This is a genomic window from Microbacterium sp. HSID17254, assembly GCF_003989315.1.
Classification (GTDB): Bacteria; Actinomycetota; Actinomycetes; order Actinomycetales; family Microbacteriaceae; genus Microbacterium.
The window spans coordinates 1-18284 of the sequence record NZ_RBLT01000002.1; the positions used below are offsets into that span (position 1 = coordinate 1).

The window sequence follows — 18284 nt, forward strand, 5'->3', positions numbered from 1 at the left end:
CGAGGGCGCAAGGGCTGCTGTTGAGGGTAGTGGAGTAGAGGCCGGGTTGCAGCGTGGCTCATTTCGTTTTTGTTGTACGGATTCGGCTGCCCCCGGGAGCTACACCCTGTCCTACCCTCTTTCCCCACACGCCGCTCTTCCGATCTCAGCCGGGCGGACCGGGCCACCACCAGCGCGCCGACGCCGACCGGTGCGCCGACCTTGTGTCCGGCGACGCTGAGCGCCACGAGGCCCACGCCGTCGTCCGCGCGGCCGCGGAGGTCCCGGAAGGACAGCGGCAGATGCCCGAGAGCGGCGACGGCGTCGAGGTGCAGGGGTACACCGGCGTCGGCCGTGGCCGCCGCCAGCGCGGGCGCACCGTTGATCGTCCCGGTCTCGTTGTTCGCGACGAGCGCGGTCGCGAGCGCGGCCCCCGGCAGGGCCGCGGCGAAGCGGTCCTCGTCGATGCGCGCGTGGGCCGACACAGGCACGGCCCGCACCGCGGCACCGTCGGCCACCAGGGCTGCGACCGTGTCCATCGTCGCGTGATGCTCGCCGTCCGGCACCACGACAGCGGTCGTCTCCGGACGACGCGAGTGCCACAGTCCCTGGAGGGCGAGGTTGATGGATTCCGTCCCACCGGAGGTCAGCACCACCTCGATGGGATCGGACCCGAGGACCGCGGCGATCCGCTCCCGTGACTCCTCCAGCACCCGGCGCGCGTCCTGCCCCGCTCCATGCGTCGACGACGCGTTGCCGATGATGACCGACGCCTCCAGCCACGCGTCCCTGGCCTCCGGGCGCAACGGGGTCGTCGCCGCGTGGTCGAGATAGTGCCGCATGCTTCGATTCTCCCCGATCCGCGCCCCGAGCGGTCCGTCTGCGCGTGAGACCGGGTGCGTCCTGTCATGAGACTGAAATGCAACACGTTTAGGGTGTATCCATGTCTTCGTCCCCCGACTCCGTCGTGCCCGGTGGGGCGATCCTCGACAACCTCGGCGTCCGGCTGCACGACGGTGTCGGCACACTGCGGGTCTGGTCGCAGAACGCCTCCGCCGTCGAGCTCGTCGTCTTCGACGCGACGGACCTCGACTGGGTCGTCGACCAGGCTCCGCTCGAACGGCGGCCCGGAGGCGTCTGGGAGGTCACGACGCCGTTGCTGCAGCCCGGAGTCCGCTACGCGCTCCGCGTCGAGGGTCCGCACGGGCCCGGCAACACGTTCAACCCGGAGACGCTGCTCCTCGACCCGTATGCGCGAGGCCTCGCCCAGGGACACGGCTACCAGGAATGGCGAGCCGTGGTCATCGAGGACGGCTTCGACTGGGGCGGCTCCACGAAGCCGCGGATCCCCGTCGACCGGACGCTGATCTACGAGGGCCACCTGAAGGGACTGACCAAGCGGCACCCCGACATCCCGCCCGCGCTGCACGGCACCTACGCGGGCCTCGCGCATCCGGCCATGATCGCGTACCTCCGCACGCTCGGGGTGACGTCGGTGGAGCTGCTCCCCGTCCACGCCTTCGTCCCGGAGCCGCGGCTGCTGGAGCGGGGGCTGACGAACTACTGGGGGTACAACACCCTGAACTTCTTCACGCCTCACGCCGCCTACGCGACGGAAGACGCCAGGAAACGGGGCCCCGAGGCGATCATCGCCGAGTTCAAGGGTATGGTGCGTCTGCTGCACGAGGCCGGCCTCGAGGTGATCCTCGACGTCGTGTACAACCACACGTCGGAGGAGGGCATCGGCGGGCCGCGCTCCAGTCTCCGCGGTATCGACAACGCGCGGTACTACCGACAGGACGACGCGGGCGTCTACATCGACACCACGGGATGCGGCAACACGCTCAACACGGCCACCGACGCGGGCGCACGACTGGTGCTGGACTCGCTCCGGTACTGGGCCGAGGAGATGCAGATCGACGGCTTCCGCTTCGACCTGGCGACGGCGATCGCGCGCGACGGCGCTCACGCCTACACTCCGGATCATCCGCTGCTGCAGGCGATCGCCGCCGACCCCGTCCTCGCGGACACCAAGCTCATCGCGGAGCCCTGGGACGTCGGACTGGGCGGCTGGCAGACGGGCAACTTCCCTGCGGGGTGGCACGAGTGGAACGACCGGTACCGCGACCGCGTGCGCAACTTCTGGCTGAGCGACATCGACTACGCACGACGAGCCTCGGCGCCGGTCGGCATCGGCGGCTTCGCCACCCGGCTCGCCGGATCGTCCAACACCTTCAGCGAGGACCGCGGACCCCTCGCGAGCATCAACTTCGTCACGGCGCACGACGGGTTCACGCTGCACGACCTCGTGTCGTACGACGTCAAGCACAACGAGGCCAACGGCGAGCACAATCGCGACGGCGCCGACCTGAACCGCTCGTTCAACCACGGCGTCGAGGGACCGACCGACGATCCCGCGATCCTCACCGCCCGGCGCAAGGCCATGCGCAACCTGCTCGGCACCCTCCTCCTCTCGGCCGGCATCCCGATGCTCACCGCCGGGGACGAGGTGGGGCGGTCCCAGCGCGGCAACAACAACGCCTACGCGCAGGACTCGCCGCTGTCCTGGCTGTCCTGGGAGTTCGAGCCCTGGCAGGACGACCTCCGGGCCCACGTCGCGCGCCTCGCCCGGTTGCGCGAGGAGAATCCGGCGCTGCGGCCGAGTCGGTATGCGCGCCTCGGCGAGCACATCCCGAACGCCTCGGTCATGGACTGGTACGACCAGGACGGCGCGACCATGGAACCGGGGCAGTGGACCGATCCCGGCAATCGCACGCTGCAGTACGTCGCCGCCTCCACACCGGACAAGGAACCCGCCAACCGCATCCTCCTGATCGTGCACGGGACGGAGGCGCCGATCGACGTGCGGCTCCCGGAGGAGATCGAGGGTGCCAGCCGATTCGTCTCCCTCTGGTCGAGCGCCGACGAGCGCCCGTCGGAGGCCGAGGAGACGTACGCTCCGGGTGACGTGCTGCCGATCCCCGGCACATCCATGCGCCTGTTCCGGGTGGTGTGATAGCACGGTTCGGCGCCGGGGTCGAGCGGTAGGTTCCGACAGGGCCGAGCGGTAGATTCGGCATGTGACTGCTCGTGCTGGAACCCGACCCACGGCTCTGCGGAGCCCCGTTCAGATCCCGACGCGCGCCGTCGACGCCGACCAGCCCGGAGCTCTTCGGACCACCCGGATCCCGCTGCTGGACGGCACGCCGGTGGTTCCGGGAGGCTTCCCCGCCAAGGCGTTCGCGGGCGAGGTCGTCCCCTTCCGCGTCGTGGCGTTCCGCGAAGGGCACGACCTCATCGGCGTGCACGTGCGACTGACCTCACCGGCCGGCGAAGAGAGCCTGCACCGGCTCACGGCGCTCGCCGACGGCACCGATCGCTGGGAGGCGGAGATCGCCCTCGATGCGGAGGGTCTCTGGCGGTATCGCTTCGAGGCGTTCTCCGACGACTTCGCCACCTGGGCGCACGCCGCGCACGTGAAGATCGCCGCCGGGGTGGACGTCCCCGTGATGGCCGCCCTCGGAGCCGAGCTCCTGCAGCGGGCGGCTGCCGAGAAGGACCGCCCCGCAGCGCAGCGCACGCGCCTCAGGACCTGGGCGGAGGAACTCCGGGCCGGCGACCCCGTCGTCGCCGCCGAACGGGCCGTGGACCCCGACCTCGCGGCGATCTTCCGCGATCGCCCCGTCACGACGCTCCGTTCCGCCTCCGCGGAGCAGCTCCTCCGCGTGGAGCGCACCCGCGCCGGAGTCGGCGCCTGGTACGAGTTCTTCCCGCGGTCGGAGGGAGCCCGCCGCCTCAAGGACGGAACGGTCCGCAGCGGCACGTTCCGTACTGCAGCGAAGCGCCTGCCCGAGGTCGCCAGGATGGGCTTCGACGTGATCTACCTCGTCCCCGTGCATCCCATCGGCACGACCAACCGCAAGGGTCGCAACAACACCCTCGTCGCCGAGGCCGGGGACCCGGGCTCGCCGTACGCCATCGGAGCGGCGGAGGGCGGGCACGATGCGATCCACCCTGACCTCGGCACCCCGCAGGACTTCCGCGCCTTCGTGCGGGCCGCGCGGAAGGAGGGACTGGAGGTCGCCCTCGACCTCGCGCTGCAGGCCTCTCCCGACCACCCCTGGGTGCGCGACCACCCGGAGTGGTTCACCACCCTCCCCGACGGCACGATCGCGTACGCCGAGAACCCGCCGAAGAAGTACCAGGACATCTACCCGCTGAACTTCGACAACGACCCGGAGGGGATCGCCGCCGAGATGCTCCGGATCGTCCGGCACTGGGTGGCGGAGGGGGTTCGGATCTTCCGCGTGGACAACCCGCACACCAAGCCGCTGCAGTTCTGGGAGTGGCTGATCGCGACGGTGAACGAGACGGATCCCGACGTGATCTTCCTGGCCGAGGCGTTCACCCGACCGGCGGTGATGCGCGCGCTCGCCGCGGTGGGCTTCCAACAGAGCTACAGCTACTTCACGTGGCGCAACACCAAGGCGGAGCTGGAGGAGTTCCTCACGACGATCTCCCACGAGACGGCCGACTACATGCGCCCGAACCTCTTCGTCAACACGCACGACATCCTCACCGAATACCTCCAGTTCGGCGGACGCGCGGCCTACCGGATCCGCGCCTGCATCGCTGCCACCGCGGGCCCCGTGTACGGCGTGTATGCGGGATACGAACTCATCGAGAACGTGGCCCGCCCGGGTTCCGAGGAGAACATCGACAACGAGAAGTACGAGTACAAGTTCCGCGACTGGGCGGGGGCCGAGGAACGCGGGGAATCGCTGGCTCCGCTCCTGCGGCGGCTGAACGAGATCCGCGCGGCGCATCCGGCCCTGCGGCAGCTGCGCAACCTCGAGCTGCACTGGAGCGACGATGACGCCATCCTCGTGTTCAGCAAGCATCTCGACGCCGCCTTCACCGGAACCGGGCGGCCGGACACGCTCATCGTCGTCGCGAACGTCGACCCGCACTCGGTGCGCGAGACCACCGTCCATCTCGACACCACACGCTGGGGCGTCCCCCTGGGTGAGAGCTACGAGGTGGAGGACCTGCTCACGGGCAGCGTCTGGACCTGGACCGATCACAACTACGTCCGGCTCGACGCCTTCGCCGAGCCGGTCCACATCCTGAAGGTGAGGGAGCGCGCATGAGCGGCATCGACGACACCGCGAACGCCGACTGGGAGGCCGTGGCGGAAGGGCGGCACCACGCGCCGCACGCCGTGCTCGGCGCCCACCCCGCGAAGGATGCGGCGGATCGCACTGTCACCGTGATCCGGGCTCGCCGTCCGCTCGCCGAGACGGTGGAGGCCGTCTTCGACGACGGCAGCCGCCTGACGCTCACCCACGTCGCGCACGGGGTGTGGGAGGGCACGCATCCGGGACCGCCGCTCCCCTACCGCCTCGCGACGCGCTACCGCGGCGAGGAGGAGAGCGTCGCGGGCGACCCGTACCGTCACGCGCCGACCCTCGGCGACCTGGACCTTCATCTGATCACCGAAGGCCGGCACGAGCGGCTGTGGGAAGCGCTGGGAGCCCATCCCCGCACGCAGGGCGACGAGCAGGGCGTGTCCTTCGCCGTCTGGGCGCCCGATGCCACGGCCGTCCGTGTGGTGGGCGATCACAACGGCTGGAACGGTGAGAGTCACGCCATGCGCTCGCTCGGCGCGAGCGGCGTCTGGGAGCTCTTCATCCCCGACCTCCCCGTCGGCACCCGCTACAAGTTCGAGATCCGGACGCGGAGCGGCAGCTGGATCCTCAAGGCCGACCCGATGGCGTTGGCGGCGCAGGTGCCGCCGGAGACCGCCTCCGTCGTGACGGCGTCGTCCTACGTCTGGGAGGACGGCGCGTGGATGACCCGTCGTGCCGCCACGCATGCCGTCGCGCAGCCGCTGGCGGTGTATGAGGTGCACGTCGGCTCCTGGCGCGGCGGCCTGGGCTACCGCGACATGGCGGATCCACTGATCGCGCACGTACAGGAGACGGGGTTCACGCACGTCGAGTTCATGCCGCTCGCCGAGCATCCGTTCGGCGGATCCTGGGGATACCAGGTCAGCGGCTACTACGCGCCGACGAGCCGGTACGGCTCCCCCGACGACCTGCGCTACCTCATCGACCGCCTGCACCAGGCCGGCATCGGCGTGATCATGGACTGGGTGCCGGGACACTTCCCCAAGGACGACTTCGCGCTGGCCCGCTTCGACGGTCAGCCCCTGTACGAGCACCCCGACCCCCGGCGCGGAGAGCACCAGGACTGGGGCACGCTCATCTTCGACTACGGTCGTCCCGAGGTCCGCGGCTTCCTCGTCGCGAACGCGCTGTACTGGCTCGAGGAGTTCCACGTCGACGGTCTGCGCGTCGACGCCGTCGCCTCGATGCTCTACCTCGACTACTCGCGTCGCGAGGGTGAGTGGGAGCCGAACATCCACGGCGGACGCGAGAACCTGGAGGCGATCCGCTTCCTCCAGGAGGTCAACGCCACCGCCTACCGCCTGCACCCCGGGATCCTCATGATCGCCGAGGAGTCCACGAGCTTCCCCGGTGTCACCGCGCCGACGGACCACGCCGGCCTCGGGTTCGGATTCAAGTGGAACATGGGGTGGATGAACGACTCGCTGCAGTACATCGGCAGAGACCCGATGTACCGGGCGCACCACGAGGGCGAGATGACCTTCTCGTTCGTCTACGCGTTCGGCGAGAACTACGTGCTGCCGATCAGTCACGACGAGGTCGTGCACGGCAAGGGCAGCCTGCTGTCGAAGATGCCCGGCGACCACTGGCACAAGCTCGCGAACGTCCGCGCCTACCTCGCGTACATGTGGGGGCATCCGGGCAAGAAGCTGCTGTTCATGGGTCAGGAGTTCGGACAGCTCGCCGAGTGGTCGGAGGGGCGCGAGCTGGACTGGTGGCTCCGCGACCAGCCTTCGCACGCCCAGCTCCAGGACTTCGTCGCCGCGATGAACGGGGTGTACCGGGCGCAGGCACCGCTCTGGGAGCGCGACAGCGACGGCTCGGGGTTCACGCGGCTCGGGGCACCGAGCTGGGATCCGTCCGTGATCGCCTTCGAACGGCGGGACGCGCACGGCGGCCGTCTGGTCGTGGTCAGCAACTTCGCCGGCGTGGAGCGCACCGGGTACCGCCTGGGATTGCCGCGCCCCGGCGTCTGGCAGGAGATCCTGAACTCCGATGCCGACGTCTACGGCGGACGCGGTTCCGGCAACCTCGGGATGGTGGTCGCCGAATCCGGAGACGGGGGCGCGGCGACGGCCTCGATCACGCTGCCGGCCCTATCGACGCTGTGGCTCCGCTATCAGCCGGAGCCCCACGTCCCCACCGTGAACAACGGCTGACGGGGGTCTGCGCGGGGGCGTTCCCCCGCGCAGACCGCTCAGAAGAGCAGCGAGGAGAGCCGGTTGCGGGCCGCGATCACGCGCGGGTCTCCGGCTCCGATGAGACCGAAGAGCTCGACGAGGCGCTCGCGCACAGGCGTCCGCTGATCCGACGGCAGCTGCGCGAACAGGTCGAGCAGACGGCCGAACGCGTCGTCGACGTGTCCACCGGCGAGGTCCAGATCGGCGACGTCGAACTGCGCCTGCACATCCTGCGGTGCGGCGGCGGCTGCTGCGCGCGCGGCCTGGAGGTCGAGCCCCTGCACGCGGTCGAGCAGGCGGACCTGACCGAGACCGGCGATGGCGTCCTCGTCGCGCGGGTTCTCGGCGAGGGCCTTCTCGTAGGCGGTGATGGCGGCACGGTAGTCCCCGCGCTCGATCGCGGCGAAGGCCTCCGCGTGCAGCGGCGGCAGCTCGGGCTCGGCCGGGGCGGCGGCCTCGGCCGCCTCGCCCTCTCCGACGGGCAGCGACCCGGACACCCCGTTCTGCGCCGCCACCTGCAGCAGCTGCGCGAACACCTCGCGGACCTGCTGCTCCGGAACCGCGCCCGTGAACATGGGGACCGGCTGACCGGCGATGAGGGCGACGACCATCGGGATCGACTGCGCGCGGAAGCTCTGCGCGAGCTGCGGGTTGGCGTCGACGTCGACCTTGGCGAGGAGGACGCGTCCGCCCAGCTCACGGGTGACCTTCTCGATGATCGGGCTCAGCTGCTTGCACGGCCCGCACCACTCGGCCCAGAGGTCGACGACGACCGGCACCGTGCGGGAGAGCTCGAGCACCTGGCCGAAGTTCTCATCGGTCGCGTCGACGACGACATCCGTGACCGGAGATCCGGCGGGAGCGGTCGCCGAGCCGCCTGCCGGGGCGGAGGGGCGATGGCGCAGGCTGGACAGGTCGACGGCACCGCGCAGGGCGGCGGGAGAGATCTCGCTCACTTGATCACCTTCACGGACACGAGGTCCTGGCGCGACGCCAGGAGCCGGATCGGGTCGCTCGATCCCTGCGAGGGGACGGCGAAGAACAGCTGGAATGCATAGGTCGTCTCGGCGCCCTTGGCGGACTCGTTGGCACCGGTGAGGGCCTTGGCCTCCTCGTTGTCGCCGAAGCGGATCACCACATCGGACGAGGTGGGAGTGATCGTCTCGACGTCCAGCACGGAGACGGCGACGATGGCACCGCTGTCCAGGGTCGTCAGGGAGACCGGGTCCTCCTCCGTCGGCGTCATGTCGAAGGCCGCCGTCGAGGTCTCCGCGGCACCGGCGTCGGCCAGCCCCTGCACCAGGCTCTGGCGGCTGTCGGTGATCGACTTCGCGAGGTTGAGTGCCAGCTCGTCGAACTGCCCGTACGACTCGCTCTTCTCCCCGTTGTCGACGACGTCCGCGAAGGCGGCGGCGACCTCGTCCGGGGGCACCGACAGGAACGCGGAGTCCGCGGGGACGAGGGAGGTGCCGAGCCAGCTCGCCGCCACCTCGGGGAAGGCCGCGTCGGCGGACATCTCGGCCATGTTCGTCACCTTGTAGTTGGACCAGGGGTCCGCCTGCGTCATGGTGAGGACCACGGGCGGCACGGTGTCGTCGCCGGTGCTCTTCGAGAGCATGAGGACGGTGCGCGGCCAGCGGTCGGTCGCCTCCGGAAGCACGACCTCGACGTCGTCGGTCGGGATCGCCGCCGGTGCGGGGCGGTCGGGCAGCTTCTCCCGCAGGGCGTAGTCGGTGGTGCGGGTCGCCAAAGCGGTCCCGTCCAGGCGGGTCGCCGCGAGATCGAGGTCCTTCTCCTCGTCGGCCTTCACCAGCGTCTCGGAGATCTCCCCGAGGATGCGGTCGGCCTGCGTCTCGGTGACCGCCGGGGGTTTCTGGTTGTCGGGCGCGATGACGGTGGGGCTCGGCGACGGCGACGCAGAGGCATCCCCGAACTCCGGCCAGGACTCGGCGCTGCAGCCGGCGGCCAGCACCGCGGTCAGACCGAGCGCGGGCACGACGAGCAGACGCCGACGACGGCGCGGGCGCACACTCTGCATGGCGTTCTTCCCCTCCGTGGGCTTCTCGTCGACGACCTCCGCGTCCTCCGCGTCGTCCTTCCGCGCCGGAGTCTTCGGCTCCGTGCCGTCCGCGGCCTCCAGCGCCTCCCGCTCGGACGGCGGGAGCGCCGCCACGTCGATCGGCTGGGTCGTGGGCAGCGGCCCCGGCCCCTTCCGGCGCGGGCCGCGGCCACGGCGCTGGTGGCGGATCGCGAGCACGTAGAGCACGAGCCCCACCAGCAGCACGACTCCGCCCGCGACCATGAGCGGACCGGCGAGCGGGGTCCGCGTGTCCAGCGGCCAGGAGACGACGATGTCGTCCGGCGCGTCCTCGGTGCCGTCGTAGGCGATCAGCACGCTCGTCCCCTCGGGGAGCTGCATGGTGTCGGTGGAGAGGAAGTTCTTCTCGCTGAAGGAGTCGAGCCACAGGTCCGACCCGGCCGGATTGCGGCCGGCGGGCTCGGCGGACTCCTCGTCCTCCGGCGCGGGGGTCTCGGAGTCCTCCGGCGCGGGGGTCTCGTCCGACTCCTCCGGGTCCGGGGCCGCGACGTGCTCGACGAGGAGCTCGTCGTCGTCGCCGACCGAGACGTGGTTGTACTCCGCGTCAGAGAGCCACGCCTCCATGTCGGCCGTACGGCCGTAGCTCGCGAAGATCTCGCCCTCGCCGCGGATCAGCACCTTCTGCGCGCCCGGGTTCATCCGGAGCACATCGCCGTCCATCAGCACGTACGGAGCGGGCTCCTCGATGTCGACGCGGGCCTCCTGGGACGAAGGACCGACGAAGACGGTGCGTTGGGCGATCCCCGCACCGATCAGCACGGCAGCCAGCACGAAGGCCACGACGGCCCATACGAAACGCACGAATAGTCTCCTCACGCACCACGGCTTCCCGCCCGTGACGCCACACTCGACATTTCAGACTAGCGAAGTCACCTGTGTGTTGACCACGAGGCCCCTCCCCTGGCGACGCTGCGGCACGTCGGCGACGCGTCGTGGCCGGTCATGGGTAGCCTTGCTGCAGCCGTTCCGAGGAGTCTGCATGAAGATCCACAACCCGTTCCGCACCGCCCTCGTGGCGACACTCGGCGTGGGCCTCGGCATCGTGCTGATCAGCAGCGTGCAGACGCTGTCCACGGTGCTGCTCTACATCGGCACCGCTCTCTTCCTCAGCCTCGGGCTCGATCCGCTCGTCACGTTCCTCGAGCGACGGCGCCTGCCCCGCTGGCTCGCGGTCCTGGTCACGATCGTCGCCGTGCTGGCGGTCTTCAGCGGGATCGTGCTGATCGTCCTCCCGGTGCTGGTCGACCAGATCTCCCAGCTCATCGCGCAGATCACGGCGATCGTGCAGCGGGGAACCGCCATCGAGGACCTGCGCACGTGGATCCAGGAGACCTTCCCCAACCTCCGCGTCGACGACGTGTTCGCCTACGTCGAGGACTGGCTGGCGACAAACCTCGCCGAGATCGGCGGATCGATCGGTCAAGGCGTGCTCGTCGCCAGCGGGGCCGTGCTGAGCGGGGTGTTCGGCGCCTTCATCGTGCTCATCCTGACCATCTACCTCACGGCCTCCACCCCCTCGCTCAAGCGCGCGGTGTACCAGCTCGTGCCGGCGTCCAAGCGGGACCGCTTCATCGACCTCTCCGAGCAGATCACCGACTCCGTGGGCTACTACGTCATGGGGCAGGTCAGCCAGGGAGTCATCAACGGCATCCTCAGCGCCATCTACCTCACGATCATCGACGCGCCGTTCCCCGCCGTCCTCGCCGTCGTCGCCTTCTTCTTCTCGCTCATCCCCCTCGTCGGCACGTTGACGGGTTCGACGATCATCGTCCTCGTCTGCCTGATCCCCGGTCTCGGCTCCCCCGGCACGGCTCTCGCCGCGGCGATCTACTACCTCATCTACATGCAGATCGAGGCGTACGTGATCTCGCCGCGGATCATGAGCCGCGCCGTGTCGGTGCCCGGCGCCGTGGTGGTCGTGGCCGCCCTCGCCGGAGGAAGCCTGCTCGGTTTGCTCGGCGCGCTCATCGCGATCCCCGTGGCGGCCAGCATCCTCATCATCTACCGGCAGGTGCTGATCCCCCGCATGAACGAGCGGTGACCGGACCGTCGCTCCGCGTCAGCCCTCGACGGGCCAGTGCGTCGGCAGCGGCAGGGCCGACGGGTTGACCGCGGCGACGATCTCGGTGAGCACGCGCCTCGTCTGCGTCTCCCCCACCCACAGGTGCTTCCCGCCGTCGACGGCGATCAGCTGCGCGTGCGGGATGCTCGCGAACCGCTCCCGGGCCTCGGCGGGGCGCAGGTAGTCGTCCAGCTCGGGGACGAGGATGACGACGCGGTGGTCGGTCGTCCCCCAAGCGGCGACCTCCTCCGCCGTCGCGCGGTGCAGTGGCGGCGAGAGCAGGATGATGCCCTCGATGTCGTGGTCGGCGCCGTACTTCAGCGCGAGCTCCGTTCCGAACGACCAGCCGACGATCCAGGGGCGAGGCAGTCCGCGGTCACGCACGAAGTCCATGGCGGCGGCGACGTCGAACTGCTCCGCAGCCCCACCGTCGAACGCGCCCTCGCTCGTGCCGCGCGGCGACGTCGTGCCGCGCGTGTTGAACCGCAGGACGGCGAGATCGGCCAGGGCAGGCAGGCGTGCGGACGCCTTGCGGATGATGTGCGAGTCCATGAAGCCGCCCGCCGTCGGCAGCGGATGCAGCGTCACCAGCGTGGCCACCGGGGCGGCCGTCTCGGGCACCGCCAGCTCGCCCACCAGCGTGAGCCCGTCTGCGGTGTGCAGCTCGATGTCCTCACGCGTCGCGGGGAGCTCGAGCGGTCCGCGGATCTCCATGGTCATGCGATCCTCCAACAGGGGGTGTGCCAGTGTCTGCGGTCGGCCAGCGCCGCCGCCTCGCCGAGGATGCCATCCGCCCGCCAGGCGACGAGATGCGCGGTCCCGGGGTCGACGGACCGGCCGCAGCCTGGGCAGACGTAGGCTTTCTGCGCCTGGACGGCGGAGACCGGCTGGACCGTCCACTCCACGCCACGACGCACCTCGGTGCGCTTCCACCCGGCGAGGAGGCGATCGAACGAATCCTCGCCCTCAGGGCGCGCGGAAGGACGACGACGTGAGCGGGGCATGGTGCCGGCTCACCACCAGTGGTTGGTGACCCAGAAGTTGTACGCGCCGGCCCAGCTGCCGTACCGACCGGTGGCGTAGCCGGTGGCCCAGCGGAGGTTGTCCACCGGGTTGTAGCCGTTGCCGGGCACCTTGCTGCAGGGCAGAGCCTGGACGAGCCCGCAGGCACCGGAGGAGGAGTTGGTGGCGTTCGGGTTCCACCCGCTCTCCCGCGACACGATGTAGTCGACGTACTGCCAGTCGCCCTGAGCGATGCCGGCCGCGGCCATCCACTCCGCCGGCGCACCGCCGCCGCTGTACGGCGGGAGACCCCCGCCGGAGGACCCGCCCTGCGAACCGGACGACGGCGTGCTCGCGGGAGCCGCCGGCTTCGGCTTGGGCTTGGGCTTCGGCTTGACGTACACCTCGAAGGACCCGCGCTCGACGGGGGTGATCGCTGCGCCTTCCACGGTGACGGTGAGGTTCTGCGTGTCCGCGAGAGCCGCCGCGTACACGGAGTCCGGAGCTTCCGTGGCGACCGGCTGCGCGAGGGCGACGCCGGTCGGAGCGACCATCGCGGCGGCGAATCCGACGACCGCGAGAGAGCTGAAGACACCGGCGACACCCCGGCGACGCGACCAGCGTCGCGTGCCTCGGGAGGCGGACGTTGCCGTCGCTGCGGGTACCAGCGCGGCGTCGCTTCGTTCGGGAATCATGTCGTTTCGGGAGTTCACGATGGTGGACAGTCTACGCATACCTGCCTGAACAGGCCATCAGGCAGGCTCAGCGGACCGCCAGGATGACGTCGATCGTGGCGTCGAGCAGCGCATCGACCTGCTCCTCGCGGTAGCCGCCGCGCTGCATGCGGAACGCCGCGGACCGCAGCTGTTCGGCGGTCAGCGCGTCGCCGTCGCGGAGGTACCGGACGATGCGGGAGGTGACGTGATCGACCTCGTCGACGCGGTACCCGAAGGTGAGGATTCCGGTGCGGGCGAACCGATGACGCCGCGGACGCGCGAGATGGTCGAGGATCACCTGTGCATCGGCCCTGGCCTGTTCCACCCAGGCTCCCGCTCCGCGGGCGCGCACGGCGCGCTCGCGCTCTCGGGCCGCGAAAGCATCCTCGACCCGGCCGAGCGCGGCATCGACCTCCGCCACCGCATACCCCTCCTTCACGAGGGGGAACGAGGCGGTGCGCACGTCCTCGGCGGTGAGATCGTCTCCTCCGCCCTCGAAGGCCTGACGCGCCGAGGCGAGGAAGGTGTCGACGGCCGCACGGTGGTAGCCCTTGGTGCGACCGCTCGTGAGCGCGAACGCAGGCTTCGCCATGCTGCGCGCAGAGGTGTCGACCCCGTCGTCGTTGATCACAGCACCGCTGTCGTTCATCAGAGCACCAACCAGGGAGAGAGGAGGAAGTACATGCACAGGGCGGGGATGGTCGACAGCAGGATGCTGTCCAGGCGATCCAGGAGACCGCCGTGGCCGGGGAGCCAGGAGCTCATGTCCTTGATGCCCAGGTCGCGCTTCAGCATGGACTCGCCGAGGTCGCCGAGCGTCGCGGACAGCAGGATCGCCGCCCCGAAGATCACGCCGCCCCACCAGGGCAGATCGAGGAGGAACAGGGCCAGGAGCACGCCCGCCGCCAAGGAGGCGACCACGGCGCCGCCGAAGCCCTCCCAGGTCTTCTTCGGGCTGATCCGGGGCGCCATCGGATGCCGGCCGAACGCCAGACCCGCGGCGTACGCCCCGGTGTCGGCCGCCACCGCGATCGCGATGAAGCTCAGCACCCACCACTGGCCGCCCTCCTGCTCGAGCAGGATGAGGGCCACGCCGGCGAGGAACGGCACGTACACCTGGATGAAACCGCCGATCACGGCGTCGGTGAGCACGTCACCGTAGGTGCGACCGTCCTTCGCGACCATCTGGGCGAGCAGCCGCCACACGATGACGAAGGCCACGGCGACGAACAGCATGACCCAGCTCAGCCACGGCTCGGCGAAGTACGCGGACAGCACCAGGAAGGTGGCCGCGACCAGCTGCGGGATCACATCCACGCGGCGCCCGGCCGCCCGCAGCGCCCGGGACAGCTCGTAGACGCCGAGGAGGGCGGCGGCCAGCGCGAACGGGACGAACAGCGCCTTGATGAACAGCAGCGATCCGAGGAGGGCGGCGCCGAAAGCGAGCCCGATCACGATCGCGAGCACGAGGTCGCGGCCGGTGCGCTGTTTGATGCGTTCGTTGGCCTGATCGAGCTGGTCGCGGGCGTGCGACACGTGCGTCCCGAACTCATCCCGCGCCTGGCGCCACTGCTCGCGGATCGCGTTGTGATCCGCGGTGTCCAGCCGCTCCGCCGTGACGGAAGGAGCGGGAGGCGTGACGGGGAGAGGTGGACGCGGCGGCACGCTCCCGGCGTCGAATCCCGGGAACGACGCATCGCCGAGCGGGGCACCCCCATCGGAGACCCGGTCCGGCTGTGCCTCCCGGCGGGTCACCGGAGTGCCCTCCTCGGCGCCGCGCGATTCATCGGACATACGAGCTACACCTCGAGGAGTTCGGCCTCTTTGCGCTTGAGCGCGTCGTCGATGAGGTCGACGTGCTGACGGGTCAGCGCGTCCAGCTCCTTCTCGCCGCGGGCGATCTCGTCCTCGCCGAGCTCGCTCTTCAGAGCGTCCAGCTCGTCCTTCGCCTTCCGGCGGATGCCGCGGACGTGGACCTTGGCGTCCTCGGCCTTCGACTTCACGAGCTTCACGTACTCCTTGCGCCGCTCGGCGGTGAGCTCGGGCATCGTGACCCGCACGAGGTTGCCGTCGTTCGTGGGGTTCGCCCCGAGGTTCGGCATGTCGCGGATCGCCTGCTCGATCGCCTTGAGCGCCGACTTGTCGTACGGCGTGATGATGAGCGTGCGCGCTTCCTGGTTGGCGAGGGAGGCGAGCTGCGCCAGCGGCGTCGGCGTGCCGTAGTAGTCGACCAGCACCTTCTGGAAGAGCTGGGGGTTCGCACGACCCGTGCGCACCGTGGAGAAGTCCTCCTTGGCAGCCTCGACGGCCCGGGACATGCGGGTGGTGGTTTCAGCGAGGACGTCCGCGATCACGGTGGCTCCTATCGTCGGGGTGTTCTGGAAATTCTATCGGGAGCGGGCTCCCGTCCCGTGCAGGCGCTCAGGCCGTGACGAGCGTGCCGATGGGCTCGCCCAGGAGCGCGCGGGTCACGTTGCCCGCCGGCTCCATCCCGAAGACGCGCATGTCCATGTTGTTGTCCATGCACAGGCTGAACGCCGTGGAGTCGACGACCTTGAGTCCCTGCTGCAGCGCGTCGCGGTAGGTCACGCGCTCGATGCGCTCCGCGTCGGCGTGCTTGTTCGGGTCGGCGGTGTAGATGGCGTCGACGCCGTTCTTGGCGACGAGCACCTCCTGTGCGCCGATCTCCAGGGCGCGCTGTGCGGCCACGGTGTCGGTGGAGAAGTACGGCAGGCCTGCGCCGGCGCCGAAGATCACGACGCGGCCCTTCTCCATGTGGCGCTCTGCGCGACGCGGGATGTAGGGCTCGGCGACCTGGGTCATCGAGATCGCGGACTGCACGCGGGTGGCGGCGCCCGCCTGCTCCAGGAAGTCCTGCAGCGCGAGCGCGTTCATGACGGTGCCGAGCATGCCCATGTAGTCCGCTCGTCCGCGGTCCATTCCCCGCTGGCTGAGCTCCGCGCCGCGGAAGAAGTTGCCCCCGCCGACGACGACGGCCACCTCGACGCGGTCGACCGCGGCGGCGATCTCCCGCGCCATCTGGCTGACCACGTCAGGGTTCACGCCGAGCTGACCGGCGCCGAACGCCTCTCCGGAGAGCTTCAGGAGGACGCGGCGGCGTCCGGTGCGTTCAGTCATGGGGGATGTCCTCTCGTCCCGATTCAAGATAGTGCCTGGTAGGCATGAAGAAGGGGTTCGGATCGAGTGATCCGAACCCCTTCGACAGTGCTACGCGCCGACCTTGAAGCGCGCGAAGTCCGTCACGGTGATACCGGCGTCCTTCGCCACCTGGGCGACGGAGAGCTTGTTGTCCTTCGCGTAGTCCTGCTCGAGCAGGGCGACCTGCTTGATGAACGCGGCGACACGGCCCTCGACGATCTTCGGCAGGGCGGCCTCGGGCTTGCCCTCGTTGCGGGAGATCTCGGTGACGATCTCGCGCTCCTTCTCGACCGCGTCCGCCGGGACGTCCTCGCGGGACAGGTACGACGGGTTGGCGAACGAGATGTGCTGGGCGATGCTGCGCGCGGTCGCGGCGTCGTCACCCGTGTAGGCGACGACGACGCCGATCTGCGGCGGCAGGTCCTTGCTCGTGCGGTGCAGGTAGACCTCGACGCTGTCACCGGTGACGGTGCGCACGCGACGGAGCTCGACCTTCTCGCCGATGATGGCGGCCTCTTCCGAGATGAGCTGCTCGACGGTCTTGTCGCCCGCCGGAGCGGCCAGGGCGGCCTCGACCGAGTCGGCCTTCACGGCGGCGACGGCGTCGGCGACCTTGTCGGCCAGCGCGATGAAGCGCTCGTTCTTCGCGACGAAGTCGGTCTCGCAGGCGAGCTCGACGAGCGTCACGGCGCCGTCCTGCTCGCGAGCGACGACGAGGCCCTCGCTGGTCGAACGGTCGGCGCGCTTGGCGTTGCCCTTCGCACCCTTCAGGCGCAGGATCTCGGTGGCCTTCTCGACGTCGCCGTCAGCCTCCTCGAGCGCCTTCTTGGTGTCGACCATTCCCGTGCCGAGCTGCTCACGCAGCGCCTTGAGGTCGGCGATGGTGAAGTTGGCCATGTGTGGTGGCTCCTTGCTTCGTTGTGTGGGTGTACGAGGGATTACTTGGCGTCAGCGGCCTCGGCGGCGGCGACCTCGGCGGTCTCCTCACCGGAAGCGGCGGCGATCGCCTCGTCGTGCGCCTGGGCACCGGCCTCGTCGGCGGCGGTGGCGTCGGCGGCCGGGGTCTCGACGACGGCGGCCTCGTCATCCGCGGTCACGACCTCGGCGGCGTCAGCGGACTCCTGCACTGGAGCCTCGAGAAGCTCCTTCTCCCACTCGGCCAGCGGCTCGGCGTCGCCCGACTCCGGGTTGTGCTTCTGCTGCAGGCCCTCGGCGGCGGCGTCGGCGATGATGCGCGTCAGCAGCGACACCGAACGGATGGCGTCGTCGTTGCCGGGGATCGGGTACTGGAAGTCGTCCGGGTCGGCGTTGGTGTCGAGGATGCCGATCACCGGGATGCCGAGCTTCTTGGCCTCGTCGATGGCGAGGTGCTCACGCTTGGCGTCGACGACCCAGAGGGCGGACGGCGTCTTGGTGAGGTTGCGGATACCGCCCAGCGACTTGTGCAGCTTGTCCAGCTCGCGCTTCTTGAGCAGCAGCTCCTTCTTCGTAAAGCCGGAGGCGGAGGGGTTCTCGTAGTCGAGCTCCTCGAGCTCCTTCATGCGGGCGAGACGCTTCGCGATGGTGGAGAAGTTGGTGAGGAGGCCGCCGAGCCAGCGCTGGTTCACGTAGGGCTGGCCGACGCGCGTGGCCTGCTCCGCGAGGATCTCCTGCGCCTGCTTCTTGGTGCCGACGAAGAGGATCGTGCCGCCGTGCGCCACGGTCTCCTTGACGAAGTCGTACGCCTTGTCGATGTAGCCGAGCGACTGCTGGAGGTCGATGATGTGGATGCCGCTGCGCTCCGTGAGGATGAAGCGCTTCACCTTCGGGTTCCACCGACGGGTCTGGTGTCCGAAGTGCACGCCGCTGTCGAGCAGCTGACGGATGGTGACCACAGCCATGGTCGTCTCCTGATTCTGG

The 18284-nt window shown here is 69.9% G+C and carries 16 protein-coding genes; 4 read left to right on the forward strand and 12 right to left on the reverse strand.

What is annotated here, in order from left to right:
- Positions 1–821 (reverse strand): aminotransferase class V-fold PLP-dependent enzyme (locus tag D8M34_RS01515; RefSeq protein ID WP_126892972.1); only part of this gene is annotated, 821 nt, incomplete at its 3' end.
- Positions 822–922: 101 nt separating this feature from the next.
- On the opposite strand from D8M34_RS01515, the gene glgX reads away from it, so the two are divergent.
- From glgX to glgB, 3 genes are all read left to right on the forward strand, one after another.
- Positions 923–2995: a glycogen debranching protein GlgX gene (gene glgX / locus D8M34_RS01520; RefSeq protein ID WP_126892973.1), complete on the forward strand. Its 2073-nt coding sequence runs from the start codon at positions 923–925 to the stop codon at positions 2993–2995.
- A 64-nt stretch (positions 2996–3059) separates the two neighbouring features.
- The gene (locus D8M34_RS01525) at positions 3060–5129 is read left to right on the forward strand and encodes an alpha-1,4-glucan--maltose-1-phosphate maltosyltransferase (protein WP_126892974.1); all 2070 of its coding nucleotides are present in this window, start codon (positions 3060–3062) and stop codon (positions 5127–5129) included.
- The gene (gene glgB / locus D8M34_RS01530) at positions 5126–7327 is read left to right on the forward strand and encodes a 1,4-alpha-glucan branching protein GlgB (RefSeq protein ID WP_126892975.1); all 2202 of its coding nucleotides are present in this window, start codon (positions 5126–5128) and stop codon (positions 7325–7327) included. Before D8M34_RS01525 ends, glgB begins: the two co-directional genes overlap by 4 nt.
- 38 nt (positions 7328–7365) lie before the next feature.
- Here the strand turns inward: glgB and D8M34_RS01535 are convergent, their stop codons facing one another.
- Together D8M34_RS01535 and D8M34_RS18735 are read right to left on the reverse strand one after the other, a co-directional pair.
- Positions 7366–8304 (reverse strand): tetratricopeptide repeat protein, encoded by a 939-nt coding sequence (locus tag D8M34_RS01535; RefSeq protein WP_025103367.1) that lies wholly within the window; start codon positions 8302–8304, stop codon positions 7366–7368.
- Positions 8301–10247: a glycosyl transferase gene (locus tag D8M34_RS18735; protein WP_153244976.1), complete on the reverse strand. Its 1947-nt coding sequence runs from the start codon at positions 10245–10247 to the stop codon at positions 8301–8303. Before D8M34_RS18735 ends, D8M34_RS01535 begins: the two co-directional genes overlap by 4 nt.
- 178 nt (positions 10248–10425) lie before the next feature.
- Here D8M34_RS18735 and D8M34_RS01545 point away from each other — a divergent pair, with 178 nt between their 5' ends.
- Positions 10426–11487 carry an AI-2E family transporter gene (locus D8M34_RS01545; protein ID WP_025103365.1) on the forward strand — a complete coding sequence of 354 codons (1062 nt, stop codon included), beginning with the start codon at positions 10426–10428 and terminating at the stop codon, positions 11485–11487.
- 18 nt (positions 11488–11505) lie between these two features.
- On the opposite strand, the gene D8M34_RS01550 is transcribed toward D8M34_RS01545, so the two are convergent.
- From D8M34_RS01550 to rpsB, 9 genes are all read right to left on the reverse strand, one after another.
- Complete coding sequence (locus D8M34_RS01550; protein ID WP_126893054.1) at positions 11506–12222, reverse strand: alpha/beta hydrolase; 717 nt, start codon at positions 12220–12222, stop codon at positions 11506–11508.
- Positions 12223–12224: 2 nt separating this feature from the next.
- Entirely contained in the window at positions 12225–12512 is a 288-nt protein-coding gene (locus tag D8M34_RS01555; RefSeq protein WP_025103363.1) for a hypothetical protein, read from the reverse strand.
- A 9-nt stretch (positions 12513–12521) separates the two neighbouring features.
- Positions 12522–13205, reverse strand: a complete 684-nt coding sequence (locus tag D8M34_RS01560) for an aggregation-promoting factor C-terminal-like domain-containing protein (RefSeq protein ID WP_025103362.1) — start codon at positions 13203–13205, stop codon at positions 12522–12524.
- A gap of 67 nt (positions 13206–13272) precedes the next feature.
- Positions 13273–13875, reverse strand: coding sequence for a DivIVA domain-containing protein (locus tag D8M34_RS01565; protein WP_374459847.1), 603 nt, complete (start codon positions 13873–13875; stop codon positions 13273–13275).
- A complete protein-coding gene (locus D8M34_RS01570) occupies positions 13875–15020 on the reverse strand; it encodes a phosphatidate cytidylyltransferase (protein WP_174235360.1) in 1146 nt (381 codons plus the stop codon). The genes D8M34_RS01565 and D8M34_RS01570 overlap by 1 nt, the downstream gene beginning before the upstream one ends.
- Before the next feature lie 5 nt (positions 15021–15025).
- The gene (frr, locus tag D8M34_RS01575) at positions 15026–15580 is read right to left on the reverse strand and encodes a ribosome recycling factor (protein WP_062766584.1); all 555 of its coding nucleotides are present in this window, start codon (positions 15578–15580) and stop codon (positions 15026–15028) included.
- Between the two features lie 67 nt (positions 15581–15647).
- Positions 15648–16364 (reverse strand): UMP kinase, encoded by a 717-nt coding sequence (gene pyrH / locus D8M34_RS01580; RefSeq protein ID WP_025103358.1) that lies wholly within the window; start codon positions 16362–16364, stop codon positions 15648–15650.
- A gap of 90 nt (positions 16365–16454) precedes the next feature.
- On the reverse strand, positions 16455–17282 hold the full coding sequence (gene tsf / locus D8M34_RS01585) for a translation elongation factor Ts (protein WP_025103357.1): 828 nt from the start codon (positions 17280–17282) through the stop codon (positions 16455–16457).
- 41 nt (positions 17283–17323) lie between these two features.
- Entirely contained in the window at positions 17324–18265 is a 942-nt protein-coding gene (rpsB, locus tag D8M34_RS01590) for a 30S ribosomal protein S2 (protein WP_025103356.1), read from the reverse strand.
- Positions 18266–18284 lie beyond the last annotated feature (19 nt).

What these genes read in the sequence shown, in the direction of transcription:
- glgX (WP_126892973.1), top strand. Translation starts at nt 923, where the DNA reads ATGTCTTCGTCCCCCGACTCCGTCGTGCCCGGTGGGGCGATCCTCGAC.
- rpsB (WP_025103356.1), bottom strand. Translation starts at nt 18,265, where the DNA reads ATGGCTGTGGTCACCATCCGTCAGCTGCTCGACAGCGGCGTGCACTTC.
- glgB (WP_126892975.1), top strand. Translation starts at nt 5,126, where the DNA reads ATGAGCGGCATCGACGACACCGCGAACGCCGACTGGGAGGCCGTGGCG.
- D8M34_RS01550 (WP_126893054.1), bottom strand. Translation starts at nt 12,222, where the DNA reads ATGGAGATCCGCGGACCGCTCGAGCTCCCCGCGACGCGTGAGGACATC.
- D8M34_RS01565 (WP_374459847.1), bottom strand. Translation starts at nt 13,875, where the DNA reads ATGAACGACAGCGGTGCTGTGATCAACGACGACGGGGTCGACACCTCT.
- D8M34_RS01570 (WP_174235360.1), bottom strand. Translation starts at nt 15,020, where the DNA reads ATGTCCGATGAATCGCGCGGCGCCGAGGAGGGCACTCCGGTGACCCGC.
- D8M34_RS01545 (WP_025103365.1), top strand. Translation starts at nt 10,426, where the DNA reads ATGAAGATCCACAACCCGTTCCGCACCGCCCTCGTGGCGACACTCGGC.
- tsf (WP_025103357.1), bottom strand. Translation starts at nt 17,282, where the DNA reads ATGGCCAACTTCACCATCGCCGACCTCAAGGCGCTGCGTGAGCAGCTC.
- D8M34_RS01555 (WP_025103363.1), bottom strand. Translation starts at nt 12,512, where the DNA reads ATGCCCCGCTCACGTCGTCGTCCTTCCGCGCGCCCTGAGGGCGAGGAT.
- pyrH (WP_025103358.1), bottom strand. Translation starts at nt 16,364, where the DNA reads ATGACTGAACGCACCGGACGCCGCCGCGTCCTCCTGAAGCTCTCCGGA.
- D8M34_RS01560 (WP_025103362.1), bottom strand. Translation starts at nt 13,205, where the DNA reads ATGATTCCCGAACGAAGCGACGCCGCGCTGGTACCCGCAGCGACGGCA.